This window comes from Gordoniibacillus kamchatkensis (assembly GCF_000829455.1).
In the GTDB taxonomy this organism is placed as follows: domain Bacteria; phylum Bacillota; class Bacilli; order Paenibacillales; family NBRC-103111; genus Gordoniibacillus; species Gordoniibacillus kamchatkensis.
In genome coordinates this window covers 63469-83955 of record NZ_JXAK01000030.1, presented here as the reverse complement: position 1 = coordinate 83955, position 20487 = coordinate 63469, and the positions used below count along the sequence as shown (strand labels likewise).

The following is a 20487-nucleotide window of genomic DNA, read 5'->3' as shown; positions in this document are numbered from 1 at the left end:
GTTAGCATGGCTTTACTTGGGGCTTGGCGGGTGGAATGCGGGGTTGGGGGTATGGGGCGAGGGTAAGGCTGTAAGGCGTTTACCGCTCGAATAGGGTCGAGGCAAGGGCCGGAGTTTAGAGATGTGGGGCACGGGCGGTGTTTGGCAGCGTCAGGGACTTCGGTCGTTGCATGCCGCGCGGCCGGGTGCGGGGGGACAACGGGTAGCAGCTGACGCAAGCAAAAACGCTCCTCCCCAAGCTTAGCTTGGGAAAGGAGCGTTATGAAAACGGGCTATTACCGTTACATGACTCGGGATCTCGGCGGCGCGCTCAATCTTTCCGGCCGGATACCGCGGGAAGCGGTGCCGGCCCCGCGCAGCAGCGACAACTGGCTGCTCAGCTCTTCAAACCACGTCCGGTCGCGTGTCTGCAGCGCCAGATCGATCATGTCCAGCAGCTCAGCTTCCGAGCGGGCCCCTTCGGCGGCAATCGGTTCGACTGCGGCGAGCGCCGCTTCCACCGTCGAGCCGATGATGGATTCGCGATCCGATTCCAGCACTTTTACTTTCACTTTGCCTCCGTACGAGTCGATGCGCTCCACGTAGCCCCGAAACTTCTCGTCGTTGGCCGTCTTGCCGGATATCCAATCGCCTTCGTTTAATACAAACGGCAGCTTCCGCATCGTCATCCCCGTCCTTCATCGTAAAATATCGTTAATCGGCCAATTTTAGGCCAAGTGTTACTCTAACGAATACAGTTATTACTGTTAGTATATGCATTACAGTTATCTCTGTCAAGGGACGTCTGCCCAGCGGTTGGGAGATGTTTGAATGGAACCTGATGCGCTCAATATTCGCTCGTGATGAGCGGCGTACCGACCGTAAGACGCCAATGCCCGTTCGTCGTGTCGCGATGAACTGCCGCCTGCAAAGCAATGTTATGGCTGCCGCTGCGTATCGTGCGGTGTAGCCGCTCCGTGCTGTATGAAACGCTATAAGTCCCCTCATCCTTGTACGTCTCCAGCGGCTTCGCCGTGAAGCTGCGGGCGATAGCGGCAAGCGCCGTTTCCGGCTTTACTCCGGGCGGGAGCTCGCCCTGCAGCTGTGCGGTCCACGCGCCGTCCAAGCCGAGCTCGGCGAGGCGCTCCTCGGCGCCTCGCTGCCACCCAAGCAGCGACTCCGGGTCCGCCAGGCGAGGGGCGTCCAGCTTCACGATGAGGAAGCTGGAGCCGCCGTCGCCGGAGCCTGCGAGCAGCAGTGTGGCGCGTCCGCTCGACGCGCTGCCGGCAGCGCGGTCGGCGGCGGCTGCCTCTGTGGCGAGCGGGACATCGCTTGTGGCGCGGTAAGCGGCGGCATCGCCTACGGTGAGCGGGACACTGCTGGCGGGGCGGTTGGAGGCGGCATCGTCGGCCGCCGCTTCGGTCGCGGCAGCGTGCAGCCCGAGCGCGTGCGCTGCCGCCATAGCGGCCGGGCTTGCCTTCTCGGCCGAGCCAAGGTCGACGCTGCAAAATCGCAGCGTCACCGCCGGCGGGGCGGCGAACTGCGCCCCGGCCCCCGCGATCAGCGCGGCGGTATCCGCCGCCGCACTAGCGCCGACGACTTGCGGTGCCGCGGCAGCCGCCACCGCATCGGCCGCGGCTGCCTGCTGGCCAGCCTCAGCTGCTGCTACGGCGTTTGCTGTGGCCGTTTGCAGACCGGCGTTGGCAGGCCTAGCCAATGTCCGCGCTTGTGCTACGATTGCCCGGGGGCCAGCGTTGGCAGCCCCAGTTGCCGCTACCATGTGCGCTATAGTCGTAAGTTGGCCAGTGCTCGCTGGCCAGTTTAGCCCTCCTGACTGTAGCCGATCACTTATTACTCCTGCAGCCAGTAGCAACCCTGCGGCAAGTAGCAACCCGAATTGCTTTCCGCGTGCATGCATCGGTTTGTTTATCCGACATTCAGACCGAGTATCCTGTACGCCCGCTTCACCCACCACGATATAGCGCCGCAACGCCGGCCACGAAGTCGTTGGCGCCAGAAAGCGTGCCTCCTGCAGACCTTTTCCACCAAGAACTAATCCATTATCCGACTCGTTCCGCCGCACCGACACTCGCCCTCTCATGCCGCTCACCCCAAAAATCCGATTCTATCAATCTAGTAAATAGAATCTCCATTCGTATCACGTTTTAAACTTGCAGCGAATAACTATTCATTGCCTTTGCCGAAACGGTCGGAGAACTCGAGCCTCTCCGTGCTGCCGATACATCGGGAAGTCGGGGAGCGCTCTCGCGGATGTTTGGTTCCGCTATACATTCGGACTTGCGCAGACTACCCGCTGCCTTGTAAAATAAGCATGTCAGCATCTGTACTGCGAGTCGTGAAGCACACGCCGCTCCCCTTCTATCGAAGGGCGGGCGGCTTTTTTATTTCATGTAAGGAGGATGGAAAGAGATGGGCTTTCATGAGGAGTATGAAGCATATGTCAGTCGGCATGCGCAGCTGCGAAAAGGCGAAAGGCTGCGCCGTTTGGCAGAGGGACACGGGCATGCGGAGAAATTGTTTTTGCAGCAAGTTTGGTGGCCGGCGGTCGGGCATTTCGACTATCTCCACCCGGAGTATGAGGTAGTGGACTTTAAGGATGGATCGAGGTTCCTCGACTTTGCCTACGTTCGAAACGGCGAGCGCGTCGCCATTGAGATCGACGGCTTCGGTCCGCATTTTCGCGACGCTAGCCGCCAGCAATTTGCCGATCAGCTAATTCGCCAAAATCACCTTGTTCTGGACGGCTGGCACGTCATCCGGTTTGCCTATGACGATGTGAAGGACAAACCGCGCCGCTGCCAGCAGATCGTGCAGCAATTCATCGGACGGTGGTACGGTGCCGACCGGCCGTTCAAGATCGAAGGTCTGTCGCTCTATGAGCAGGAATTGATGCGTCTTGCCGCTCGCAACCCACAGCCCATCACTCCGGCTGATGCAGCCGCCCGCCTTGGTGTGAGTGACCGCTATGCACGCACGCTGCTGCACAGCCTGGCGCAACGTGCCATCCTTATTCCGGCAGCCGGCCGGCTCCGGATTCGGGCTTATCGGCTCCATCCGAATGCCCGGCAATCCGGCACTCCATTATAATTCGAGGTTGATGGCAGGCGTTAGCGGAACCACGTTCCGTTATTTCGTGCAAATGCGAGATATCGCTGGCACTTAACGGAACACTGTTCCGCTATTACCGTTCCGTATGCCGAAAATAAGCCCGATTTGCCCCCAACCGGAACAAATAACGCTCTCTGGTTCCGCTAATTTGGGGAAATACTCGGGAAATCGCCTGTTAACGGAACTGGGTTCCGCTATGCCGCGCGCTTGATTCAAGTCCGGAGATCCGACCCTCTCCGTACAGTCTCTTGCGTTGCGGGTCCTACCCTGTGCAGTCACCGGCATTCACCGTGATGTACCGTCAAACACGGTCCAGCGCACGCTCCACCGGGTGCGGCCCGTGGCGAAGTCATTACCAACAGGCGATTTTCCCGGCTCCCACAATGAACGTTCGCCAACGGTGCCGCGCGCTTCGCCTCCGCGGTCCGTTGCCGTGCGAAACCCGCTTCCGGGCGGACTTTGGGGGAAATCCGGCACAGGCGACCCTATGCCGACCCGCCCACCAAGTTCAGTAATGGGAAATCTCGATCAAATTGCCGTCCGGGTCGCGCACGTAGACGGACATCATAGGCCCCACGGCGCCCGTTCGCTGCACCGGCCCTTCCACAATGTCGACGCCGCAGCTTTGCAAATGCCGGACGACGTCCGGCAGCGGCACCCCAGCGATGAAGCACAAGTCGGCAGAGCCCGGCAGCGGCGTCGCCGCTTTCGGCTCGAACTCCTTGCCCGCTTCGTGCAAGTTGATCTTCTGCCTGCCGAATTGCAGCGCTTTGCGTCCCGCTCCGAACGTGATCTCTTCCATACCGAGCGCTTTCGTATAAAAACGGCACGTTGCCTCGATGCTTCGCACCGTCAATACCAAATGATCCAATCGGTCAATTCTCATCATCGCAAGCCGCCTCTCTAACCGTGGGGAGAGAAACCCCTAAAGGAGTATTTTAGAAGATGGACTTTCAAATTTTGCACAGTAAAACTCGCTTCGTAAGCCGGATGTTGTGAACATTTCACACCGAATCAGCGCCCCGCACCTTATAGCGACGCAGGCGACATAAAATAAGCAAACCACAGGTTGGTCATCCAAATGTCGAGCGCAACAAAATACAGCAGCTCGAGTCCGGCGTTGCGGTAGTCGGCATCGCGGTGCAGCAGCTTTGTGGAGACGTAAGCCAGGACGGCGATGAGCGCCACAATGGCCAGATGCGCCGCCACAGACTGCACGGCGGGCGGCATAAGCTCGAGCGCCTGCGGCTTGCGATAGTCTCCGAGCAGCACTAGCTTGGAAGCCAAATACAGCCCGAGCGATATGCCAAAATGCAGCGCCGGATGATTATCGTAGTGGGCTTCCCGCAACGTGTACAGCACAAGCAAATAAGCGGCCGGAAGCACGATCCACTTCAGCGACAATAGCGCCGTCAGCAGAGCGATTCCCCATAACAGCGGCAACGTCTCGGCGCTGCGCTGGTAATCGGCGCCTGTGAGCTTATCGGTCCGGGTCCGGTACGGCTCCAGATTGGATGTGTAATGGACCAGGTACGAATCGTCCCCCTTCGGCTCGAGCCACACTGCCAAAGCATGTCCTTGCCCGTCGTAAGCAAGCGCCGGATAATCGGCGAAGCCGGCGCTATGGCTGACCAACGCCGCGGGCAGCTGCGGTTTACCGCCGGTCAGTCCGATCCGGTATACCTCTTGGCTTGTCAGCCTGCGATTTTTCACATACACCGAGGAAACGACCAGCTCGGAGGTGCCCGGCGGATTCGCAACAAATGCCGGGTGCAGAACGGTATCCGATACGTCGGCTCCTGTAGCGGCATCGCTAGTTCCGGCGGGAACAGCGGCGGAACCGGCGGGCACAGCGGCGTCCCTTTTCACCGGCAAATCGAGCCGGATCTCTTCCGCCGCTTGCGGGCGGTCGCCGGGGAACGTCAGGAGCCGGGCGTAGCTTTTGCCCGATTTGGAGGAGCTGATCGTATACGCTGCTGTCCAGACGGACCGGTCGCTGCCGACCGCGATATGTTCCAGCCTGTTGTAGGAAGCGAGTTCTACCTCCTTCAGCTTGCTTTGCAGCACCGGCTGCAGCGAACGTGCGGCGAGTTTGACGAAACCGAGCGAGACGCGCCCGTTATGCTCAGTCGCATAAACGACGCCGACTCCCCCGTCTGTGGGGTCTGATGCTGCAGCCAAGCTGCTGATGTTAGGCAGGTCGAGTTTACTCCACGTCACTTCGGCGCCTTTCCGGTATACGCCCGCATAGAGCGCTTGCTCATCGTAGCGGAGCAGCACCCGATCGCTCCCCGGCACGCCGCCCCCAACCGCGCTCAGTCCCTTCATTCCGCCTCCCTCCGCCAGTAGCCGCATTGCCGACCAGGCGCTTCCGCTCCATTCTGCGCCATACAGCTTGCCCCCGTCCCCGATCCACACCGCGCTGTCCGCCGTAAGCTGAGCATCGCTGAACAGCCCGGGTGCAGGCAGCGGCCTCGTCGTTTCGGCTGCATTGCCTTCTGCGTCCGTCGTCACCATAACCAGCGAGTCGCCGGACCGGTAGGCAAAAGCTCCTTCGCCAAGCATTTGTACCGTTTCCGCCGCTGTAGCCGGATGTGCCAATACCGTCGCCCGGCCGAAAGGATTGGGATAAGGTTTTATTCGTTCGTTCGCGAGCAGTACGGTCTGGATGAGTCCGATAATGACGGCCGCCGCCGCGAAAGGTATAACTCTGATCCATTTGCCCATGCTTGTCGTTCCCCATGCTTTCGTCCATAGTATTGATGGCTTGCGAAACTTCCGCCCGCGCGTCGCGACGCTACCGGTGCATCGTCGGGCCCCTTTGCAGCGCCGCCAAGAACCAGATGATTGGTATTCGGCTCCGTCCTTTGACAATCCTTCCTTTCGCGTGAAAAAACTGCAATTTTGTCGAATCTGCAGGCATGCGAAGCGGCGGAACCTTACCCCTTAGTCCCCTTCGCAAAATGAAGCGCATTTCCTGGCCAGCAAGGAAATGCGCTCATAGTCGCCGCCGGCTCCCCCGGAACGATCGTTACCGACCGTCTGAATCGAACAGATAAGAAACTAGCGAAGCGGCAAAAGTCTCGTCTAACGCCGCATGCCGATTCAGAAGCCGGTACCACATCGGTCCGTAGCATAAATCAGCGATTAGCTCCAGATCGGCATTTTGCGGCAACTCTCCGCGCTGCACGCCGCGCTCCAATATTCGGATCAACGTTTGCCGCCGCGACGAAATGAAAGTTTCGCGAAAGACGCCGGCGAAGTCCGGGTTGAGCTGCGCTTCCGCCATCAGACTGCGTACGGTTTCACCTGTGCCCTCCGTGAGGGAACGGAAAGTTTGCTTCAAATATTGGTGCACGTCGCTTATCAGCTGTCCAGTATCCGGACTACCAATTTCACTTTCCGCCTGAAGCATGAGCGCCTCCATCACAATGAATGGAACGCCTGACCACCACCGATACAAGGTCGGCTTGCCGACACCGGCCTCTTTGGCGATCCTCTCCATCGTTAATTGGTTATACGAAGTCGTTTTCAAAAGGTTCAGCGTTGCCGTCATAACGGCTTCCAAAGCTTTCCGGCTTCTGGGACGGCCGGCGCCCGTCTGCTTCTCTTGTCGTTCATCCATTAGCCATCATCCTCATTTAAAATTCGATATTTACATTTCGTTACGTAACGTATTATAATTCAATCAATCAAACGTTACAATTCTCTCGAGGAGGCAAATGAGTATGGTAAATAACGTTAAAGGCCAACGTGCCATCATTATGGGCGGAACTTCCGGAATAGGGCTTGCGGCAGCCCGCATGCTGACCGAAGCCGGTGCGGAAGCAGTCGTCACAGGACGCGACAAAGCCAAGCTGGATAGCGCGCTGCAGCAACTGGGGCCGAGCGCTCAAGGAGCTCAATTGGATGCTGCGTCTTATGAAGACTTGAAAGCTTTCTATTCCCGCCAAGGCAGCTTCGACCATCTCGTAATCGCAGTTTCCGGAGCCAAAGGCGCCGGAAACTTCCGCGAGCTCTCGCTGAATGAACTGCGCGAAGGGTTTGACGCAAAATTTTGGCCCCAAGTCATGGCGGCGCAGCTCAGTCTGGATACGCTCAGCAGCAATGGCTCCATCACTTTCCTGACCGCTATTTCGGCTCGTAGCTCCGCCCCGGGTATTGCCGGACTCGCCGCTATCAACGCTGCGCTGGAGTCTATGGTTCCCATTTTGGCGCTTGAGCTGGCCCCTATTCGCGTAAACGCGGTATCCCCGGGAGTCGTCGACACCCCGTGGTGGAATTGGATGCCGGAAGAACAGCGGGTTGCCGCGCTGAAATTTTACGAACTGCAGGCGCCAGTCGGAAAAGTCGGTCAGCCGGACGACATTGCCAAAGCAATTTGCTATTTGATCGATAACACGTTTGTAACCGGAACGGTACTCGAAGTCGATGGCGGGTTGCGCCTGAAATAGATCAATTCTCCAGCCAGCGCGGAATGCTACGGCAAAGAGTGGCCGTGGCCACAGGCCGCGGTTGGAGTATGGGGGCAGCGGGCAGTCGGATGCCGTACAGCAGAGCGCGAATGCCAAAGCCTAACCCCATGCAAAATGCTTCCGCCAGCGCGATGCGCAGCTTCGGAAGCATTTTGCCTATTGCGAATCCTTGCCTGAAGCAGTCGCAATATCGTCATCAGGTTATCCGCCTCTTCCCTGTCCTTTTCGCTCCTCACATTTTATTCGCCTCGTTAATTATTACTAGTATATACTATATTTCGGCATAACGAATCTTTAATGAGCGAGGTGCGGCAATTGGAGCTGAACGATGCGCAGGAGTGGATTAAACGTTTTTACGGGGAACGGGGATGGACCGATTACGGCCCTTTCATACGAGTCGGCTTTCTGATGGAAGAAGCGGGCGAGGTAGCGCGGGTTGTCCGCACGTACGAGATCGGCAGAGGACGCCCGGACGAAGCCGACCAGCCGAAAGCCGAGCTACGCCGGGAGCTTGTCGGAGAAATCGGCGACGTCCTGGGAAACCTCGCGTTGCTGGCAGGCCTATACGGCATCACGTTGGAAGAAGCTTTCGACGCACACCGGCAAAAGCTGCTCAAGCGATTTGAGGAGTAGGCTGAGACGAAGCGGCTTGCGTGCTTACCGGTCTAGCCGGTGCGTTTTGCTGGTGCGTTTGGCCGGTACGTTTGGCCGGTACGCTTCGCGGGAAACGCATACCGAGCACGACCCAAACGAAAAACAACCGCCGCGGCCCCCTGCAGGCCATAACGGCGGTTGTCGATTTTCCTTATATAGCCACGTTCTGATTCGTTATCGCTATATCCTGTTCCTCGCTCCCGGCTTGTCCCGGGTTGAATTCTTTCTCGCTCTTGGCGATGACGACGGCGGCTACGCTGTTGCCGATAATGTTCGTAATCGCGCGCGCTTCCGACATGAAGCGGTCTACGCCGAGCAGCAGCGCCATCCCTTCGACCGGAATGACGTTGTTCGGAACTGCCGCGAGCGTTGCCGCCAGCGTGACGAAGCCGGAGCCGGTAACCCCTGCCGCCCCTTTGGACGTCAGCATCAGCACGCCGAGCAGCACCAACATTTGCACTACGGTCAGCTGAATGCCGTACGCTTGCGCGATAAAGATCGCCGCCATCGACAAGTAGATCGAAGTGCCGTCCAGGTTGAACGAATACCCGGTAGGAACGACGAGACCGACGACAGACTTCGAAGCGCCGAACTTTTCCAGCTTCTCCATGACCCTCGGCAATGCCGATTCGGAAGAAGAAGTTCCCAGCACGAGCAGCAGCTCTTCTTTAATATAGGCGAGCAGTTTGAACAGGCTGAATCCGGCCATGCGGGCTATCGAGCCGAGAACAATGACGACGAAGAGAAGCATGGTCAGGTAGACGGAACCCATCATTTTGCCGATGGAGAACAGCGAGTGGACCCCGAACTTGCCTATCGTGTAGGACATCGCGCCGAAAGCCGCAATCGGAGAAACTTTCATAATAAGGGCTACGAGGCGGAAAAACACTTCGTTCAGCCGCTCGAACAGTGCCGTTACCGGCTTGGACTTTTCTCCGAGCGCGGCCATAGCAAGACCGAACAGTACGGAGAAGAACAGCACAGGCAGCATGTCGCCTTTGGCAAAAGCGCCCATGACGTTGTCGGGAACGACGCTGGACAGGAAGTCCATGAAGCCGTGGCTCGATTCCGCCGCTTGCTTCGTATATTTCGCCACGTCGGCGGCTTTGACGGCACTGTGGCTCATCCCTGCGCCAGGCTTGATTACATACATGACAGCGATTCCAATAGCCATCGCGAACGTAGTCACGATTTCAAAATACAGCAGCGCCTTGCCGCCGATTCTGCCGATTTTTTTCATGTCCCCCATGTTCGCGAAGCCGACGACGATCGTAAAGAACACGATCGGGGCAATGACCATCTTGATCATTTTGATAAAAATGTCGCTGATCGCCTTGCACGTATCCGCCCATTGCGGGAATGCCATGCCGACAACGATACCGATAATAATGGCGGCCAGCACTTGAAGCGATAAGTTTTTCCACAGTTTCATTCGGATACCCTCCATTTCGGATTTAATTGCTCTTCTCGCGCTTTTTCCGCGCCACTCCCGATTCGTACGCAGCGGCCACTACCGCACTGCGCACCCGTTCGGCCACTTCGTGATTGAACACCGTCGGAATGATGTAGTACTCGTTCAGCTCGTCGCCCTCCACGACGGATGCAATCGCTTTGGCCGCGGCGAGCTTCATCTCTTCGGTCACGCGGGAGGCCCGGCAATCGAGCAGCCCTCTGAACATGCCCGGAAAGCACAGCACGTTGTTAATCTGGTTCGGATAATCCGATCTTCCCGTCGCCATAACCCGCACATAAGGCTCCGCTTCTTCGGGCAAAATTTCCGGCGTCGGGTTCGCCATGGCGAATACGATCGGATCGGCCGCCATGTTCCGAACGTCGTGCGCTTTGAGCACTCCCGGACCCGAGACGCCGATAAATACGTCAGCGCCGCGAATGACATTGGGCAGCGAGCCCGTTTCTCCGTGCGGATTCGTATGCTCGGCGAACCATTGCCATCCCGGATTGTCGTACGTCCCGCCGCGCTGGATAGCGCCGTGCCGGTCGACGCCGACAATATTGACGGCTCCGGCGGCGATAAGCATTTTGGCGCATGCCGTGCCTGCCGCGCCTAAGCCGCAAACGACGATTTTGCAATCGGCGAGCTGTTTGCCCGTGAGCTTCAGAGCGTTGAGCAGGCCGGCGAGAATAACGACCGCCGTCCCGTGCTGATCGTCGTGAAACACGGGGATGTCGAGCTCTTCGATGAGGCGCTGTTCGATTTCGAAGCAGCGCGGCGCCGAAATATCTTCCAGATTGATGCCCCCGAACGTCGGTGAGAGCGATTTCACGATGCGGACGATTTCGTCGGTGTCTTGCGTAGCGAGACAGATCGGGAACGCATCGACCCCAGCCAGCTGCTTGAACAGCATCGCCTTGCCCTCCATTACCGGCATCGCCGCTTCGGGTCCGATATTGCCTAGACCGAGCACTGCCGAGCCGTCGGAGACGACAGCAACCGTGTTCCTCTTGATCGTCAGAGAATGGGCCAGCGCCGGCTTCTCCGCAATAGCCGTGCATATTCTTGCGACACCCGGGGTGTATACCCGCGACAGATCGTCCCGGTTCTTGATCGGGAATTTCGGATTCGTTTCGATTTTCCCGCCCAGATGAAGCAGGAACGTTTGGTCCGAGACGTGCGCGACGCGAACTCCGTCCAGCTTCCCGACCAATTCGACAATCAAGTCGGTATGCTTCGCATCAAAAACGTTGACCGTAATATCCCGCACGGTCGCATGTTTATCGGTACGCACGACGTCAATAGCTACGATATCTCCGCCGGACTCGCTGATCGTGGTGGCGATCGATCCGAACGACGCCTTCTCTTTTTGCAGTTCCAGTCTTATAATGACGCTCGTATTCGCGCCTGTCGGAATCGACATAAGGTTACCGGCTCCTTTCCGTATAAGCTGCGGGCGCTTCAGATTCACATGATATCGCTTTCACTCCGATCGGGGAATCATTTGGCCATATTGTCCTTTTTGGTCTTTTAGGTCTCGGGAGAAGGGGGCAAAGACTGCCGCGCCAACCGCCCGCTAGCATGATACAAAGTCGCGCATCCGGCACCATAACCCGCAATAGCCATAACGACAACAAAAAGGCGATCCCAAAAAAGCGGATCGCCTCGCAATACGTATGCCGTTATTTTCGCTTCACCCGGTACCGGTTGACAGGCCTGCCGACGCTGCCGTAATGGACGTCGAGAGCGAGCACGCCGCTCTTCTCCAAATGCTCCAAGTACCGCCGCGCCGTCACTCTGGCAATGCCGACGCCGTCCGCCACTTCTTCGGCGGAACGCGCCTCCTCCTGTTCGAGCAAATAGCCCATAATCTGGTTCTTCGTTTGCTCCTGCAGCCCTTTGGGCAGCGCATTCGGCGCAGAGCCGCCGCCACTGCCGCCGTCCCCGTGCTGCAGCATGCGGTCCAGGTCCGTCTGCGACAAGCTTGCGCGCGCTTCGATCTGCGTCCGCAGGTTGCGGTAGTGTTCGAGCGCCCTTTTCACCCGGTCGTACTTGAACGGCTTCATGATGTAATCGACTGCCCCAAGCTGCAGCACTTTGCGGATCGTCTGCGTGTCGTTCGCGGCCGTAATGGCGATAACGTCGACGTTGACAGGCTCGGAGCGCAGCTGCTGCAGCGTCTCGAGTCCGTCCTGCATCGGCATGAAAATGTCCAAAATCGCCAAGTCCGGGTGCAGCCTGCGAATGAGCTGGGCCCCCTCCGCTCCGTTGCCGGCCGTGCCGACGACGGCAAATCCGGCCGTCTGCTCGATAAATTGGCGGTGAATGTCCCGCACCATCGGATCGTCTTCAATCAACACAACGCGAAAATGCTGCGGCCGCCCTTTAATCATCAGCCGTCACCGCTCCATTCCGCTTCATCGGGAACGTGATCATAATGCTTGTTCCACCGCCCTCGGTCGACTCGATTTTCATCCGCCCGCTGCCCTTTCTCAGCACGTTGCCGACCAAATACATGCCGATGCCGCGGCCTTCGCCTTTGGTCGAATAGCCTCGCTCCAGAATGCGCGCTTTGGTCTCCTCGTTCATGCCGCAGCCGTTGTCTTCAACGAGCAGCGAACACACTTCGTCGTCCTGTTCGATGCTGATCAGAACTTCCTTCTTGCCCTGCTGCTTCTGCAGCGCTTCAAAGGCGTTCTCCAGCAAATTGCCGAGCACAACGACCATGTCGTGCGTATCGAGCGCTTCCGGCAGCGTCTCCATCCAGCTCTGATCGTCAAGCTTGACGTCGATGCCGAGCTCTTTGCCGCGGCTGATTTTGCCGAGCAGGAGCCCGGTAATGCTGTCGCTGTGAATCCGTTTGTTCATGAAGCGGCTCAGTTCCTCGTGCTGCTCCGTAATTTCGTATAAATAGTCCATCGCTTTTTGCTTATTATCCAGCTGCAGCAAGCCGCCGATGGCGTGCAGCTTGTTTTTGTACTCGTGGCTCTGCACGCGGAGCGCCTCGACGAAAGCCTGCACGCCGGTCAGCTCCTCGGCCATTTTGGCCACTTCCGTCCGGTCCTGCATGACGGCTACGGCCCCCACTACTTTGCCCCGTACCGTAATCGGAACGCGGCTCGCCATCATCGGCACGGAACCGATGAGCAGCGTTTCGTTGTGAACGGGTTCGCCAAGCTGCAGCGTCTCGTGCAGCCGCGACTCCGGCAACACTTCCCGAATCGGCTTCCCGACCACGTCTTCGCTTATCTTGAGCATTTCCTGCGCCTTCTCGTTGAAAATCGTCACGTTCTCCCGGCTGTCGATCGCAATGATTCCTTCGTGCATCGCCTGAAACGTGGCCGTCCGTTCGACGAGGAGACGCGCGATTTCCGACGGCTCGAGATTGAACATTTGTTTTTTGATATGGATCGCGAGCAGCCACGAGCCCCATACGCCGAACAAAAGCGTGAACAGCGCGACGACATACGCTTCTCCCCTCATCTGCGCCACGATTTCGGAAATTTTCGGCAGCAGCTTTCCTACCAGCACGACCCCGATCTGATCGCGGTTTGCGTTCATAACCGGGACGAACGCCCGCAGCGCCGTGCCCAGCTCCCCCTTCGCCTTGGACAAATACGTGTGCTCGGCGAACGAAGGTCTTTCGTCGGTGCCGCCGGACGGCGTGCCGATTAACGAGAGCGACGGATGCGTATAGCGGATGCCGTTCATATCCATGACGACGATATAATCGACATCGTTCACGATGCGAATGCGTTCCGCCACGCTCTGCAGGCCCGCCCTGTCGGCGGGAACGGACAAGCCTTGCGCCACCGAAGGGAGCTCGGCCACGGTCCGGGCGGTGACGAGCAGCCGTCCGCCAAGCTCCTCCTCCTGCAAATTGACGACATAGCCCGTAAGCATAATTCCGCCGATGCAAATGGCGAACAGTACGATGCAGAACGAAAACAGGGTGATTTTCCACTTGATGCCGATTCGTCGAATCACTTATAGCCACCTCGAAATGAGCGCGCTTTCCTTCACCATCATAACTTATGTTACACTGAATTCATAATATCGGGTATCGACTCGCATTCGCAGGAGGCAGGCATGAAGGGGTATTTGGGAATCGGTTTGTTCGTCGTTATAGGGCTCTTGGCTGCGTTCATCGTCGGATTTTACAACCAGCTTTCCGCAGGCCCCGTTGCCATCGACGACGACAAACCGGTCTCGGCCGAAACATCGTCATCAAATTCAGTTATTCGGTAGCGGAAAATACGCCGAAAGGCCAGGCGGCGCTGAAATTTGCCGAACTGGTCGAACAGAAGACGAAGCAAAGCGTCAAGGTCGAGCTGTTTCCGAACGGCATTCTGTACAACGAGACCGATGAAGTGCAGGCTCTGCAAAACGGCAACGTGCAAATGATTGCGCCCAGCTTCTCCAACATTTCCGAAGTCGACCCTTCATGGATGATCTTCGACCTCCCGTTCGCCTTTCCTTCCGACGATGCCGTTAACGACGCGTTTCGCGGCGATATCGGCAAACGGCTGCTTGCTTCGCTTGCGTCCAAACAAATTGTCGGCCTCGCTTTTTGGAACGGCGGCTTCCGCCAGATCACCAGCAACAAAGGTCCGATCGTGCACCCTTCCGATCTGAGAGGGCAGAAATTCCGCATCCAGCCGAGCAAAGTGATCGAGGACCAATACCGGTTGTTCGAGGCGAAGACGTTCTCGATCCCGTTCAACCAAATATACCGAAGTCTGGAAAATGGCACTGTCGACGGGGAGGAAAACAGCATTTCGAACATTTATTCCAAAAAAATGTTCCAGGTGCAAAAATACTTGACCATGACGAACCACAGCTACCTCGGCTACGGAGTGCTCATTAACAAAACGTTCTGGGACAAGCTTCCGCCCCGCATCCGGCAAAGCGTCAAAGAAGCGGTAGACGAAACGACGGAGTGGGCGAACCGCAATGCGGTTCTCGTCAACCGGAGCCAGTGGCAGGACATGCAGGCGAATTCGCAAATGCAAATATACCGCTTGAGCAAAGCCGAGCGGGAAGAGTGGCGCCGCGCGTTCGAGCCCGTGATCAACCAGTACGGGAACGTCATCGGCGTGGACTCCATGCGCGATCTGGAGCAAATCCGGCTCAAATACGCCGATACGGTTCCCGCGATTCAGTAGGACCCTCCGCATAAATGGTTAGCGCGATGTCAATCGCGATGTCGCCGTCCATGGCCGAGACGCCAGGATTGCGAGATATGTCGGAATGCCCGGGCTGAGGACGCAGGCATGCGGGGAATGCAGGTGATGCCGGGCGTGTGTGGCAAGCCGGGGGCCGGGATGCCGGGCGTATCCGGGATGCCTGCCTTGTTACCCTCCGATCAAAGCCAGCACCGCCGCAAAAAGGCTGCCGGCGATCCCGGCGATCGTCATCGCCAGCCCGCTCACGCTGCCCCGCAGCTCCGATTCGCGCACAAGCCGCCCGGTGCCGATGCCGTGCGCGGCCGTGCCGACAGCGGCGGCGACGGATACGTCGTCGCGGACGCCGCACAGCTTCAGGAAGGCCGGACCGCACACGCTGCCGAACAGGCCGGTAATGACGGCGAACACTGCGGCGAGCTCGGGCTTGCCGCCCAGCATCCGGGCGATGTCCATCGCAATCGGCGTCGTAACGGACTTGGCCATCATGGCCGGCACAAGCGTCCGGTCGCCGCCCAGCGCCCATACGAGACAAGCCGCGCTCGCCATCCCGGCCGCCGTTCCCGCCGACACGGAAGCAAGCAGCGGCGCCAGTGAGTGCCTTAGCCTCCGCATATTTTTATAAAACGGTACGCCGAGCGCGATCGTCGCCGGGCCGAGCAGCACCTCGATCCAATCGCCGCCGACCTTGTACGCCTCGTACGGAATCCCCGTGGCCGCCAGAAATACGATAATTCCGCCGGCAGCGACGAGCAGCGGATGGATCGCAGGCCATTTGCGGTTGACCGCAAGCCCGGCCATGTAGGCGAGCCCCGTAACGACTATGCCGAACAGCGGATCGTTAAAGTTCATGCTTATGCTCGCGCTCCTCTCCCCGGCTGCGCCGCCCGATCAGCTGCATCGCCTTCCCGGTCACGAGCAGCACGACGAAAGCGCTGAGCGTAAGGCTAAGCGCCGCCGTCAGCAGCTGCGTTTTCAAATACGGCCAGAACGCCATCGTTCCGACGATCACCGGCGCGAAAAACAGCATTAGATGCTTGACGAGAAATTCCGCTGCCGCCTCGACCCACGCCAGCCGCACAAGCCCGAACTGCAGCGCCAGCGTGAACAAAATGAGGCCGATCACGTTCGCCGGAAGCGGAACGTGAAGCAGCAGGCGAACGGCGTAGCCGGCCGCCTCGAAAGCGAGTAAAATGACGAGTCCGAGCAAGATGGGTACCGCCTCTCTAGCGCATTTACGTCACTAGTATTATAGCGGAATGCGGGCGGATCCGCAGGAAAAAATGGCTCCGCCGAAAGCTTGTGCTTCACGGCGGAGCATGGTCTGCTCGCACCCCTGGGAAGGTTAGAGCAAGGAAGAAATCGCCACACTAGGAGTAATCTTGGTTTAGGCAGAGAGGCCAGAGACTCCATGCTATGGCTTTCATCATTTTTTTGAACATCACGTGGTTCGTTATCGCCTCGTATATAACCTCCCCCTGCAGCATTCGGAAACAGGAGAACGCGTTTTTGTTTTTATTCGTGCTTGCCTTCAACATTAGCGTAACGTGGATTCCGCTGGATGAAGGATAAGCCTCAGCCGAGTCCGGGGATTTCGTAAGGCCGGTAAGCAGGATAATGCTCCTGGCCTGGGACTGTAAACTATTTGGAAAGAAGAGCGCAGAAAAATAGACCGTCCTCGCTCAAGGTTTTCGATCTGCTTGGATGCAATTGTAATGTTTCGGGAGCTTAGGGCTGCGCTGCGGAATGGGAATGTGGGTCCCCGGCATCGCCCTCACTCGTGTTCCCCTGAATTTGAAACCAGTGGGACGGAACACGAGTTCAAAGGCTGATACTTACGAAGCGAGTTTTGCTACGCAAAACTTGTAGCTCCCAGGGCCCACATTCCCATCCTCCGCTGCGCCTTTCTCGGGCAGTCTGAATGTTTGCGATTGTTTATGCAGCAAGCTTAGTCTTCTTGCCTACACCCTTCTCGTCATATACACCTGGGACACGTTCGTTTCGAATCCGGCCTCCTGCAGCAAAGCGATCGCTTCGTGGTCTGCCGGAATGTTGAACGCCCGCTGCGGCAGCCCCGCCTCTGCGCCGAGCACTTGCCCCAGCAAGCGGCGCAGAAGCGCTTCACGGTCCGGCCGGCCCGCCTGCACTGCACATTGGTACAGCGTTGTCGACGCATGGGCAAGTCCGGCATCGAAAACACGCTTGAAAATGGCATAGGCAGCAGCGTTCCCTTCCTCATCGCACAAAACGACAGCCTCACCGTCCCGTACGCTCGCCCATTGCGTCTGCCATGGCGTCAGCGGTTCGTAAAAATCGAGCCGGGCGGCCTCTTGCGGCCTGCAATGCCGCACCGTGTAACGGACTGCCGCCCCCGTCGCAATTGCCATCCCTGCCGCCGCATCCGTAGCGCCTGACGCATGCGGCGCCTCCTCCGAATTCGCCGCCTGTTCCCCGCTGCCGGCCTTCCGCTGCATAATCAGCAAGCTGCCTGCGACGGAATACCCCATGTCCTTGTACAGGGCGATCGCCTTCACGTTGTCCTCAATCGCTTCCAGCGTGGCAAGAGTGACCTGCTGCTTGCGGTAAAGCTCGAAAGACGCCTCCAGCAGCTCCCTGGCGACGCCGCGCCGCCTGTGTTCCGGGGCGACTGCCGTCCCGCCGTTCCATGCCACCCGCTCCCCGCCTATCGTACGGAACCCGTTCACGATGATACCCGCCGGCACGCCGTCTGCGAACGCCACGACGGAATGCTCGGCCGACAAGCTCTCGTTGGCCATCCGCGCCAGGAAGGCGTCGGCGGTCATCGCGACATTCGCATAGTACCCTTTGAAGCCTTCGTTCCATGCCTGCAGCACATCGGTTAACGTGCATTCGCTCATTAGCTTGATGCTTAACGATTCCACAGCTCGCGCCACCCTCTCTTCATCAAACCGACTGGTCGGTCATTATACAAGATTAGTGTAAGCGCTCCCGTTTCGTTTGTCAACGGGCGATTCCCCTTGGCGCTAATCGGGCGCCGATTTGATTATGCCGATCGCGGTCTAAACGAACGTAAGACGTTAAAAACTGACGTATGTGTCTTGCCAAGCGAAACCGCTTGGTACAGGTGCCCGCCTGACGAGATGAGGCACGTTTGCCGCAAGATGCCAGCGCCTTCCAGTACGATACTCTTTCCGCTTCATGGCGGAATGTAACGACGGTTCGATGGAAACACGGAAGAAAAGGCCCCGAGTCCGGCCCCTGTTCCGAACAGACGCCGCTGGAGGAGGAAATAGAGCCCTTGTTCGCTAATCAGAGACTTCACAGACGCTGATTTTCAGCCTAAATGGAAAGACCAGCCTTTAGCGTCGTGAAAGTCGTTCCATGCGAATTTTCGTCGCTATATAGAGCACAATCGGGCCTTACCCATTCATTCCGTCAAATCGTCGCTTAATAGCGCCCCGCAAGACGCTGCATAGCGCATCGGTTCTTTAAGCAGGACAGCTTTGGGTACGAGCAGCTTTACTTGCAGGATAGCTTTGTGTACGGGCAGCTTTACTTGCAGGACAGCTTTGCAGACGGGCAGCTTTACCTGCTGGACAGCTTTGCAGACGGGCAGCTTTACCCTGCTGGACAGCTTTACAGACGGGCAGCTTTTCTTACAGGACAGCTTTGCAGACGGGCAGCTTTTCCTACAGGACAGCCCCGCCTACAGGACAGCCCCGCCTGTCCGAATCCATTCAAGCCTAACTCCATCATCGCCAATCTGCGCCGATCCATCCCGGTAACGCTTCGTCATCCGAGAAGCTTTTCAAGCCGCAGCACCATGATCTTCAATGCACTCTAACGCTTCAACTTGCAAAAAAAATGCTGCCCTTAACGTGGTCGTTAAGGGCAGCATTTTGCCGGGGCTTACAGCTTTACGACGTTCTCGGCTTGCGGGCCGCGATTGCCTTGCACAACGTTGAATTGTACGCGCTGGCCTTCGTCGAGCGACTTGTAGCCTTCGCCTTGAATGGCGCTAAAGTGCACGAACACGTCGTTGCCGCCTTCAACCTGGATAAAGCCGAAGCCTTTCTCCGCGTTAAACCATTTTACTGTACCTTCTTGCATAGCTAATTACCTCCTCATTACCTTATTTACATGACTCTTTATTTTCGACAAATAAAAATTCACATATTGTCAAAGGCACCCGCGATCCCATGAGAACCTTGGACCATATGTGAATCAGGTTATCACTTGCGATTACCGATATCATACCACGTTTCCCAGCTCAATACAACTCCTCGCCGCCGCTGTCTGCCCCGGCCGTACATAACCGCTTCCGCCGCTGGTCAATAATATTCCTGTTCATCCAGACATTACGCTCAGGAAACGGGGGTAGCGGTCGCTATGGAATCCATCGAAGAACTGACGGCGCCTTTTCTGCTGCCGGGGGCGGGAGAGCGGGCTTCGACCATGATCCTCATGGTGCACGGCTTCACCGGGTCGCCTCTGGAATTTCGCCGGCTCGGGCATTACTTGAACAGGCACGGATACACGGTGCATGCGGTAAGACTGCCGGGACACGGCACGACGCTCAAAGACATGACCAGGACGAGATGGTCCGATTGGTGGGCGCACATCGTGAGCTCCTATGAAGACGTCATCCGCTTCGGCGGCAAAAAAATCGTCGCAGTCGGCCACTCGATGGGCGGCCTGCTGGCGCTAAAGCTCGCTGTGGAAAAAAAAGTGGACGGGGCCGTATGCCTGTCGACCCCGATATATATCCAGAAACGGCTCGCTTGCGTCGAAGTGATGAAACAGTGGCTGGGCAACTCCTCCAAGTCCGCTCCCGCCGCTCCTGCCGCAGCCGAATCGTTCTATTACGCGAAGCCTCCGCTGCAATGTTTGATCAGCCTGTGGTTTCTGCTGAGCCATGTGAAGCGCTCCTTGGCGCAAGTAAGAACGCCGCTCCTCATTACGCAGGGAAGCCGGGACGAAGTGGTGCATCCTAGAAGCGCCGATTACATTTACGGCAATACGTCCTCGCCCTTTAAAGCCATTAAATATTACCCGAATTCGACCCACGCCATTTTAACGGATCATGACCGGGATCAGCTTTATTCGGACATTTACCATTTTGTCAATCGGATTATCGGCTAGCGGCGCCGGCGGCCTAGTCCCACACTTTCGGCCTGTCCAGTCCGGCCATCCGCATATATTGCAGCAATTGCCCCGTATGCACGGACTCGTGATAAGCGATCCGGAGCAGCATGTCGCCGAGGGTGCGGCGGTAGCCGACGTCGCTTCGGTCAATGACTGCCGCACTGATGTCTTCTTCCGCCAATCCTGACACATACGTCAGAAAATCTTGAAAATACGGCTCGGACAGCTCGATCTCCGTTTCCGCGGCGGTAACCGGGATCGAGTCGAAAGGGCCGCTCTCCTCCGCTTGCAAGGAACCGCGGTTCATCAATATACGCTGGTACCAATAGGTGGCGGTCCATACATGCCGGATCATCTCCCCGATCGACATCGCTTCGCCGTCCGGCTTCCAGTCCAGCATCTCCTTCGGTATCGCTCTCCAGCACAGGATGGAACGCCGGCGCGTTTCCCGGAAATTGTATATAATCGCGTCTTTGGCCGTGAGCAT

22 protein-coding genes are annotated in these 20487 nt (G+C 57.7%); 8 read left to right on the top strand and 14 right to left on the bottom strand.

The window, feature by feature from the left end; all coding sequences use genetic code 11:
• Nucleotides 1-281: 281 nt before the first annotated feature.
• Both SD70_RS17575 and SD70_RS34965 read right to left on the bottom strand, forming a co-directional pair.
• Nucleotides 282-662 carry an IDEAL domain-containing protein gene (locus SD70_RS17575; protein ID WP_197081070.1) on the bottom strand — a complete coding sequence of 127 codons (381 nt, stop codon included), beginning with the start codon at nucleotides 660-662 and terminating at the stop codon, nucleotides 282-284.
• A 164-nt stretch (nucleotides 663-826) separates the two neighbouring features.
• The gene (locus SD70_RS34965; protein WP_197081069.1) at nucleotides 827-1696 is read right to left on the bottom strand and encodes a YwmB family TATA-box binding protein; all 870 of its coding nucleotides are present in this window, start codon (nucleotides 1694-1696) and stop codon (nucleotides 827-829) included.
• Nucleotides 1697-2409: 713 nt separating this feature from the next.
• On the opposite strand from SD70_RS34965, the gene SD70_RS17565 reads away from it, so the two are divergent.
• Entirely contained in the window at nucleotides 2410-3087 is a 678-nt protein-coding gene (locus tag SD70_RS17565; RefSeq protein ID WP_041048836.1) for a hypothetical protein, read from the top strand.
• 529 nt (nucleotides 3088-3616) lie between these two features.
• Here SD70_RS17565 and SD70_RS17560 read toward each other — a convergent pair.
• From SD70_RS17560 to SD70_RS17550, 3 genes are all read right to left on the bottom strand, one after another.
• Nucleotides 3617-3997 (bottom strand): VOC family protein, encoded by a 381-nt coding sequence (locus SD70_RS17560; protein WP_231571273.1) that lies wholly within the window; start codon nucleotides 3995-3997, stop codon nucleotides 3617-3619.
• A gap of 140 nt (nucleotides 3998-4137) precedes the next feature.
• A complete protein-coding gene (locus SD70_RS17555; protein ID WP_041048834.1) occupies nucleotides 4138-5835 on the bottom strand; it encodes a hypothetical protein in 1698 nt (565 codons plus the stop codon).
• Nucleotides 5836-6139: 304 nt separating this feature from the next.
• On the bottom strand, nucleotides 6140-6733 hold the full coding sequence (locus SD70_RS17550) for a TetR/AcrR family transcriptional regulator (protein WP_041048833.1): 594 nt from the start codon (nucleotides 6731-6733) through the stop codon (nucleotides 6140-6142).
• A 103-nt stretch (nucleotides 6734-6836) separates the two neighbouring features.
• On the opposite strand from SD70_RS17550, the gene SD70_RS17545 reads away from it, so the two are divergent.
• On the top strand, nucleotides 6837-7562 hold the full coding sequence (locus SD70_RS17545) for an SDR family oxidoreductase (RefSeq protein ID WP_041048832.1): 726 nt from the start codon (nucleotides 6837-6839) through the stop codon (nucleotides 7560-7562).
• Between the two features lie 318 nt (nucleotides 7563-7880).
• On the top strand, nucleotides 7881-8216 hold the full coding sequence (locus SD70_RS17540; RefSeq protein ID WP_394297984.1) for a MazG nucleotide pyrophosphohydrolase domain-containing protein: 336 nt from the start codon (nucleotides 7881-7883) through the stop codon (nucleotides 8214-8216).
• Between the two features lie 172 nt (nucleotides 8217-8388).
• Here the strand turns inward: SD70_RS17540 and dctA are convergent, their stop codons facing one another.
• The 4 genes from dctA to SD70_RS17520 all read right to left on the bottom strand — a co-directional run bounded on the left by dctA (nucleotide 8389) and on the right by SD70_RS17520 (nucleotide 13677).
• Complete coding sequence (gene dctA / locus SD70_RS17535; RefSeq protein WP_394297983.1) at nucleotides 8389-9684, bottom strand: C4-dicarboxylate transporter DctA; 1296 nt, start codon at nucleotides 9682-9684, stop codon at nucleotides 8389-8391.
• Between the two features lie 7 nt (nucleotides 9685-9691).
• Nucleotides 9692-11113, bottom strand: coding sequence for an NAD-dependent malic enzyme (locus SD70_RS17530; RefSeq protein ID WP_041048830.1), 1422 nt, complete (start codon nucleotides 11111-11113; stop codon nucleotides 9692-9694).
• Nucleotides 11114-11372: 259 nt separating this feature from the next.
• A complete protein-coding gene (locus SD70_RS17525) occupies nucleotides 11373-12083 on the bottom strand; it encodes a response regulator (RefSeq protein WP_041048829.1) in 711 nt (236 codons plus the stop codon).
• Entirely contained in the window at nucleotides 12076-13677 is a 1602-nt protein-coding gene (locus SD70_RS17520; RefSeq protein ID WP_041048828.1) for an ATP-binding protein, read from the bottom strand. Before SD70_RS17520 ends, SD70_RS17525 begins: the two co-directional genes overlap by 8 nt.
• Before the next feature lie 102 nt (nucleotides 13678-13779).
• On the opposite strand from SD70_RS17520, the gene SD70_RS38225 reads away from it, so the two are divergent.
• Both SD70_RS38225 and SD70_RS17515 read left to right on the top strand, forming a co-directional pair.
• Nucleotides 13780-13938, top strand: coding sequence for a hypothetical protein (locus tag SD70_RS38225; RefSeq protein WP_231571271.1), 159 nt, complete (start codon nucleotides 13780-13782; stop codon nucleotides 13936-13938).
• Nucleotides 13911-14855 carry a DctP family TRAP transporter solute-binding subunit gene (locus SD70_RS17515; protein WP_331436805.1) on the top strand — a complete coding sequence of 315 codons (945 nt, stop codon included), beginning with the start codon at nucleotides 13911-13913 and terminating at the stop codon, nucleotides 14853-14855. The genes SD70_RS38225 and SD70_RS17515 overlap by 28 nt, the downstream gene beginning before the upstream one ends.
• Nucleotides 14856-15044: 189 nt before the next feature.
• Here SD70_RS17515 and SD70_RS17510 read toward each other — a convergent pair whose 3' ends face one another.
• Together SD70_RS17510 and SD70_RS17505 are read right to left on the bottom strand one after the other, a co-directional pair.
• A complete protein-coding gene (locus SD70_RS17510; RefSeq protein WP_041048827.1) occupies nucleotides 15045-15725 on the bottom strand; it encodes an LrgB family protein in 681 nt (226 codons plus the stop codon).
• Entirely contained in the window at nucleotides 15715-16083 is a 369-nt protein-coding gene (locus SD70_RS17505) for a CidA/LrgA family protein (protein WP_041048826.1), read from the bottom strand. The genes SD70_RS17510 and SD70_RS17505 overlap by 11 nt, the downstream gene beginning before the upstream one ends.
• 206 nt (nucleotides 16084-16289) lie before the next feature.
• On the opposite strand from SD70_RS17505, the gene SD70_RS36150 reads away from it, so the two are divergent.
• Entirely contained in the window at nucleotides 16290-16445 is a 156-nt protein-coding gene (locus tag SD70_RS36150; protein WP_156158073.1) for a hypothetical protein, read from the top strand.
• A gap of 389 nt (nucleotides 16446-16834) precedes the next feature.
• Here the strand turns inward: SD70_RS36150 and SD70_RS17500 are convergent, their stop codons facing one another.
• Nucleotides 16835-17776: a GNAT family N-acetyltransferase gene (locus SD70_RS17500; RefSeq protein ID WP_041048825.1), complete on the bottom strand. Its 942-nt coding sequence runs from the start codon at nucleotides 17774-17776 to the stop codon at nucleotides 16835-16837.
• 602 nt (nucleotides 17777-18378) lie between these two features.
• Between SD70_RS17500 and SD70_RS36145 the strand changes: the two genes are divergently transcribed.
• Nucleotides 18379-18699 (top strand): hypothetical protein, encoded by a 321-nt coding sequence (locus SD70_RS36145; protein WP_156158072.1) that lies wholly within the window; start codon nucleotides 18379-18381, stop codon nucleotides 18697-18699.
• A gap of 65 nt (nucleotides 18700-18764) precedes the next feature.
• On the opposite strand, the gene SD70_RS17495 is transcribed toward SD70_RS36145, so the two are convergent.
• Complete coding sequence (locus SD70_RS17495; RefSeq protein ID WP_041048823.1) at nucleotides 18765-18965, bottom strand: cold-shock protein; 201 nt, start codon at nucleotides 18963-18965, stop codon at nucleotides 18765-18767.
• A gap of 279 nt (nucleotides 18966-19244) precedes the next feature.
• Between SD70_RS17495 and SD70_RS17490 the strand changes: the two genes are divergently transcribed.
• Nucleotides 19245-19997, top strand: a complete 753-nt coding sequence (locus SD70_RS17490) for an alpha/beta hydrolase (protein ID WP_041048821.1) — start codon at nucleotides 19245-19247, stop codon at nucleotides 19995-19997.
• Between the two features lie 13 nt (nucleotides 19998-20010).
• On the opposite strand, the gene SD70_RS17485 is transcribed toward SD70_RS17490, so the two are convergent.
• Nucleotides 20011-20487: a DinB family protein gene (locus SD70_RS17485; protein ID WP_041048820.1), complete on the bottom strand. Its 477-nt coding sequence runs from the start codon at nucleotides 20485-20487 to the stop codon at nucleotides 20011-20013.

Bases quoted from the DNA above. Each gene is read 5' to 3' on its own strand.
- SD70_RS17485 (WP_041048820.1), bottom strand. From the start codon at position 20,487: ATGCTCACGGCCAAAGACGCGATTATATACAATTTCCGGGAAACGCGC.
- SD70_RS17555 (WP_041048834.1), bottom strand. From the start codon at position 5,835: ATGGGCAAATGGATCAGAGTTATACCTTTCGCGGCGGCGGCCGTCATT.
- SD70_RS38225 (WP_231571271.1), top strand. From the start codon at position 13,780: ATGAAGGGGTATTTGGGAATCGGTTTGTTCGTCGTTATAGGGCTCTTG.
- SD70_RS17525 (WP_041048829.1), bottom strand. From the start codon at position 12,083: ATGATTAAAGGGCGGCCGCAGCATTTTCGCGTTGTGTTGATTGAAGAC.
- SD70_RS17530 (WP_041048830.1), bottom strand. From the start codon at position 11,113: ATGTCGATTCCGACAGGCGCGAATACGAGCGTCATTATAAGACTGGAA.
- SD70_RS17495 (WP_041048823.1), bottom strand. From the start codon at position 18,965: ATGCAAGAAGGTACAGTAAAATGGTTTAACGCGGAGAAAGGCTTCGGC.
- SD70_RS36150 (WP_156158073.1), top strand. From the start codon at position 16,290: ATGGCTTTCATCATTTTTTTGAACATCACGTGGTTCGTTATCGCCTCG.
- dctA (WP_394297983.1), bottom strand. From the start codon at position 9,684: ATGGAGGGTATCCGAATGAAACTGTGGAAAAACTTATCGCTTCAAGTG.
- SD70_RS17575 (WP_197081070.1), bottom strand. From the start codon at position 662: ATGCGGAAGCTGCCGTTTGTATTAAACGAAGGCGATTGGATATCCGGC.
- SD70_RS17490 (WP_041048821.1), top strand. From the start codon at position 19,245: ATGGAATCCATCGAAGAACTGACGGCGCCTTTTCTGCTGCCGGGGGCG.
- SD70_RS17565 (WP_041048836.1), top strand. From the start codon at position 2,410: ATGGGCTTTCATGAGGAGTATGAAGCATATGTCAGTCGGCATGCGCAG.
- SD70_RS17550 (WP_041048833.1), bottom strand. From the start codon at position 6,733: ATGGATGAACGACAAGAGAAGCAGACGGGCGCCGGCCGTCCCAGAAGC.
- SD70_RS17540 (WP_394297984.1), top strand. From the start codon at position 7,881: ATGAGCGAGGTGCGGCAATTGGAGCTGAACGATGCGCAGGAGTGGATT.
- SD70_RS17545 (WP_041048832.1), top strand. From the start codon at position 6,837: ATGGTAAATAACGTTAAAGGCCAACGTGCCATCATTATGGGCGGAACT.
- SD70_RS17510 (WP_041048827.1), bottom strand. From the start codon at position 15,725: ATGAACTTTAACGATCCGCTGTTCGGCATAGTCGTTACGGGGCTCGCC.
- SD70_RS17560 (WP_231571273.1), bottom strand. From the start codon at position 3,997: ATGATGAGAATTGACCGATTGGATCATTTGGTATTGACGGTGCGAAGC.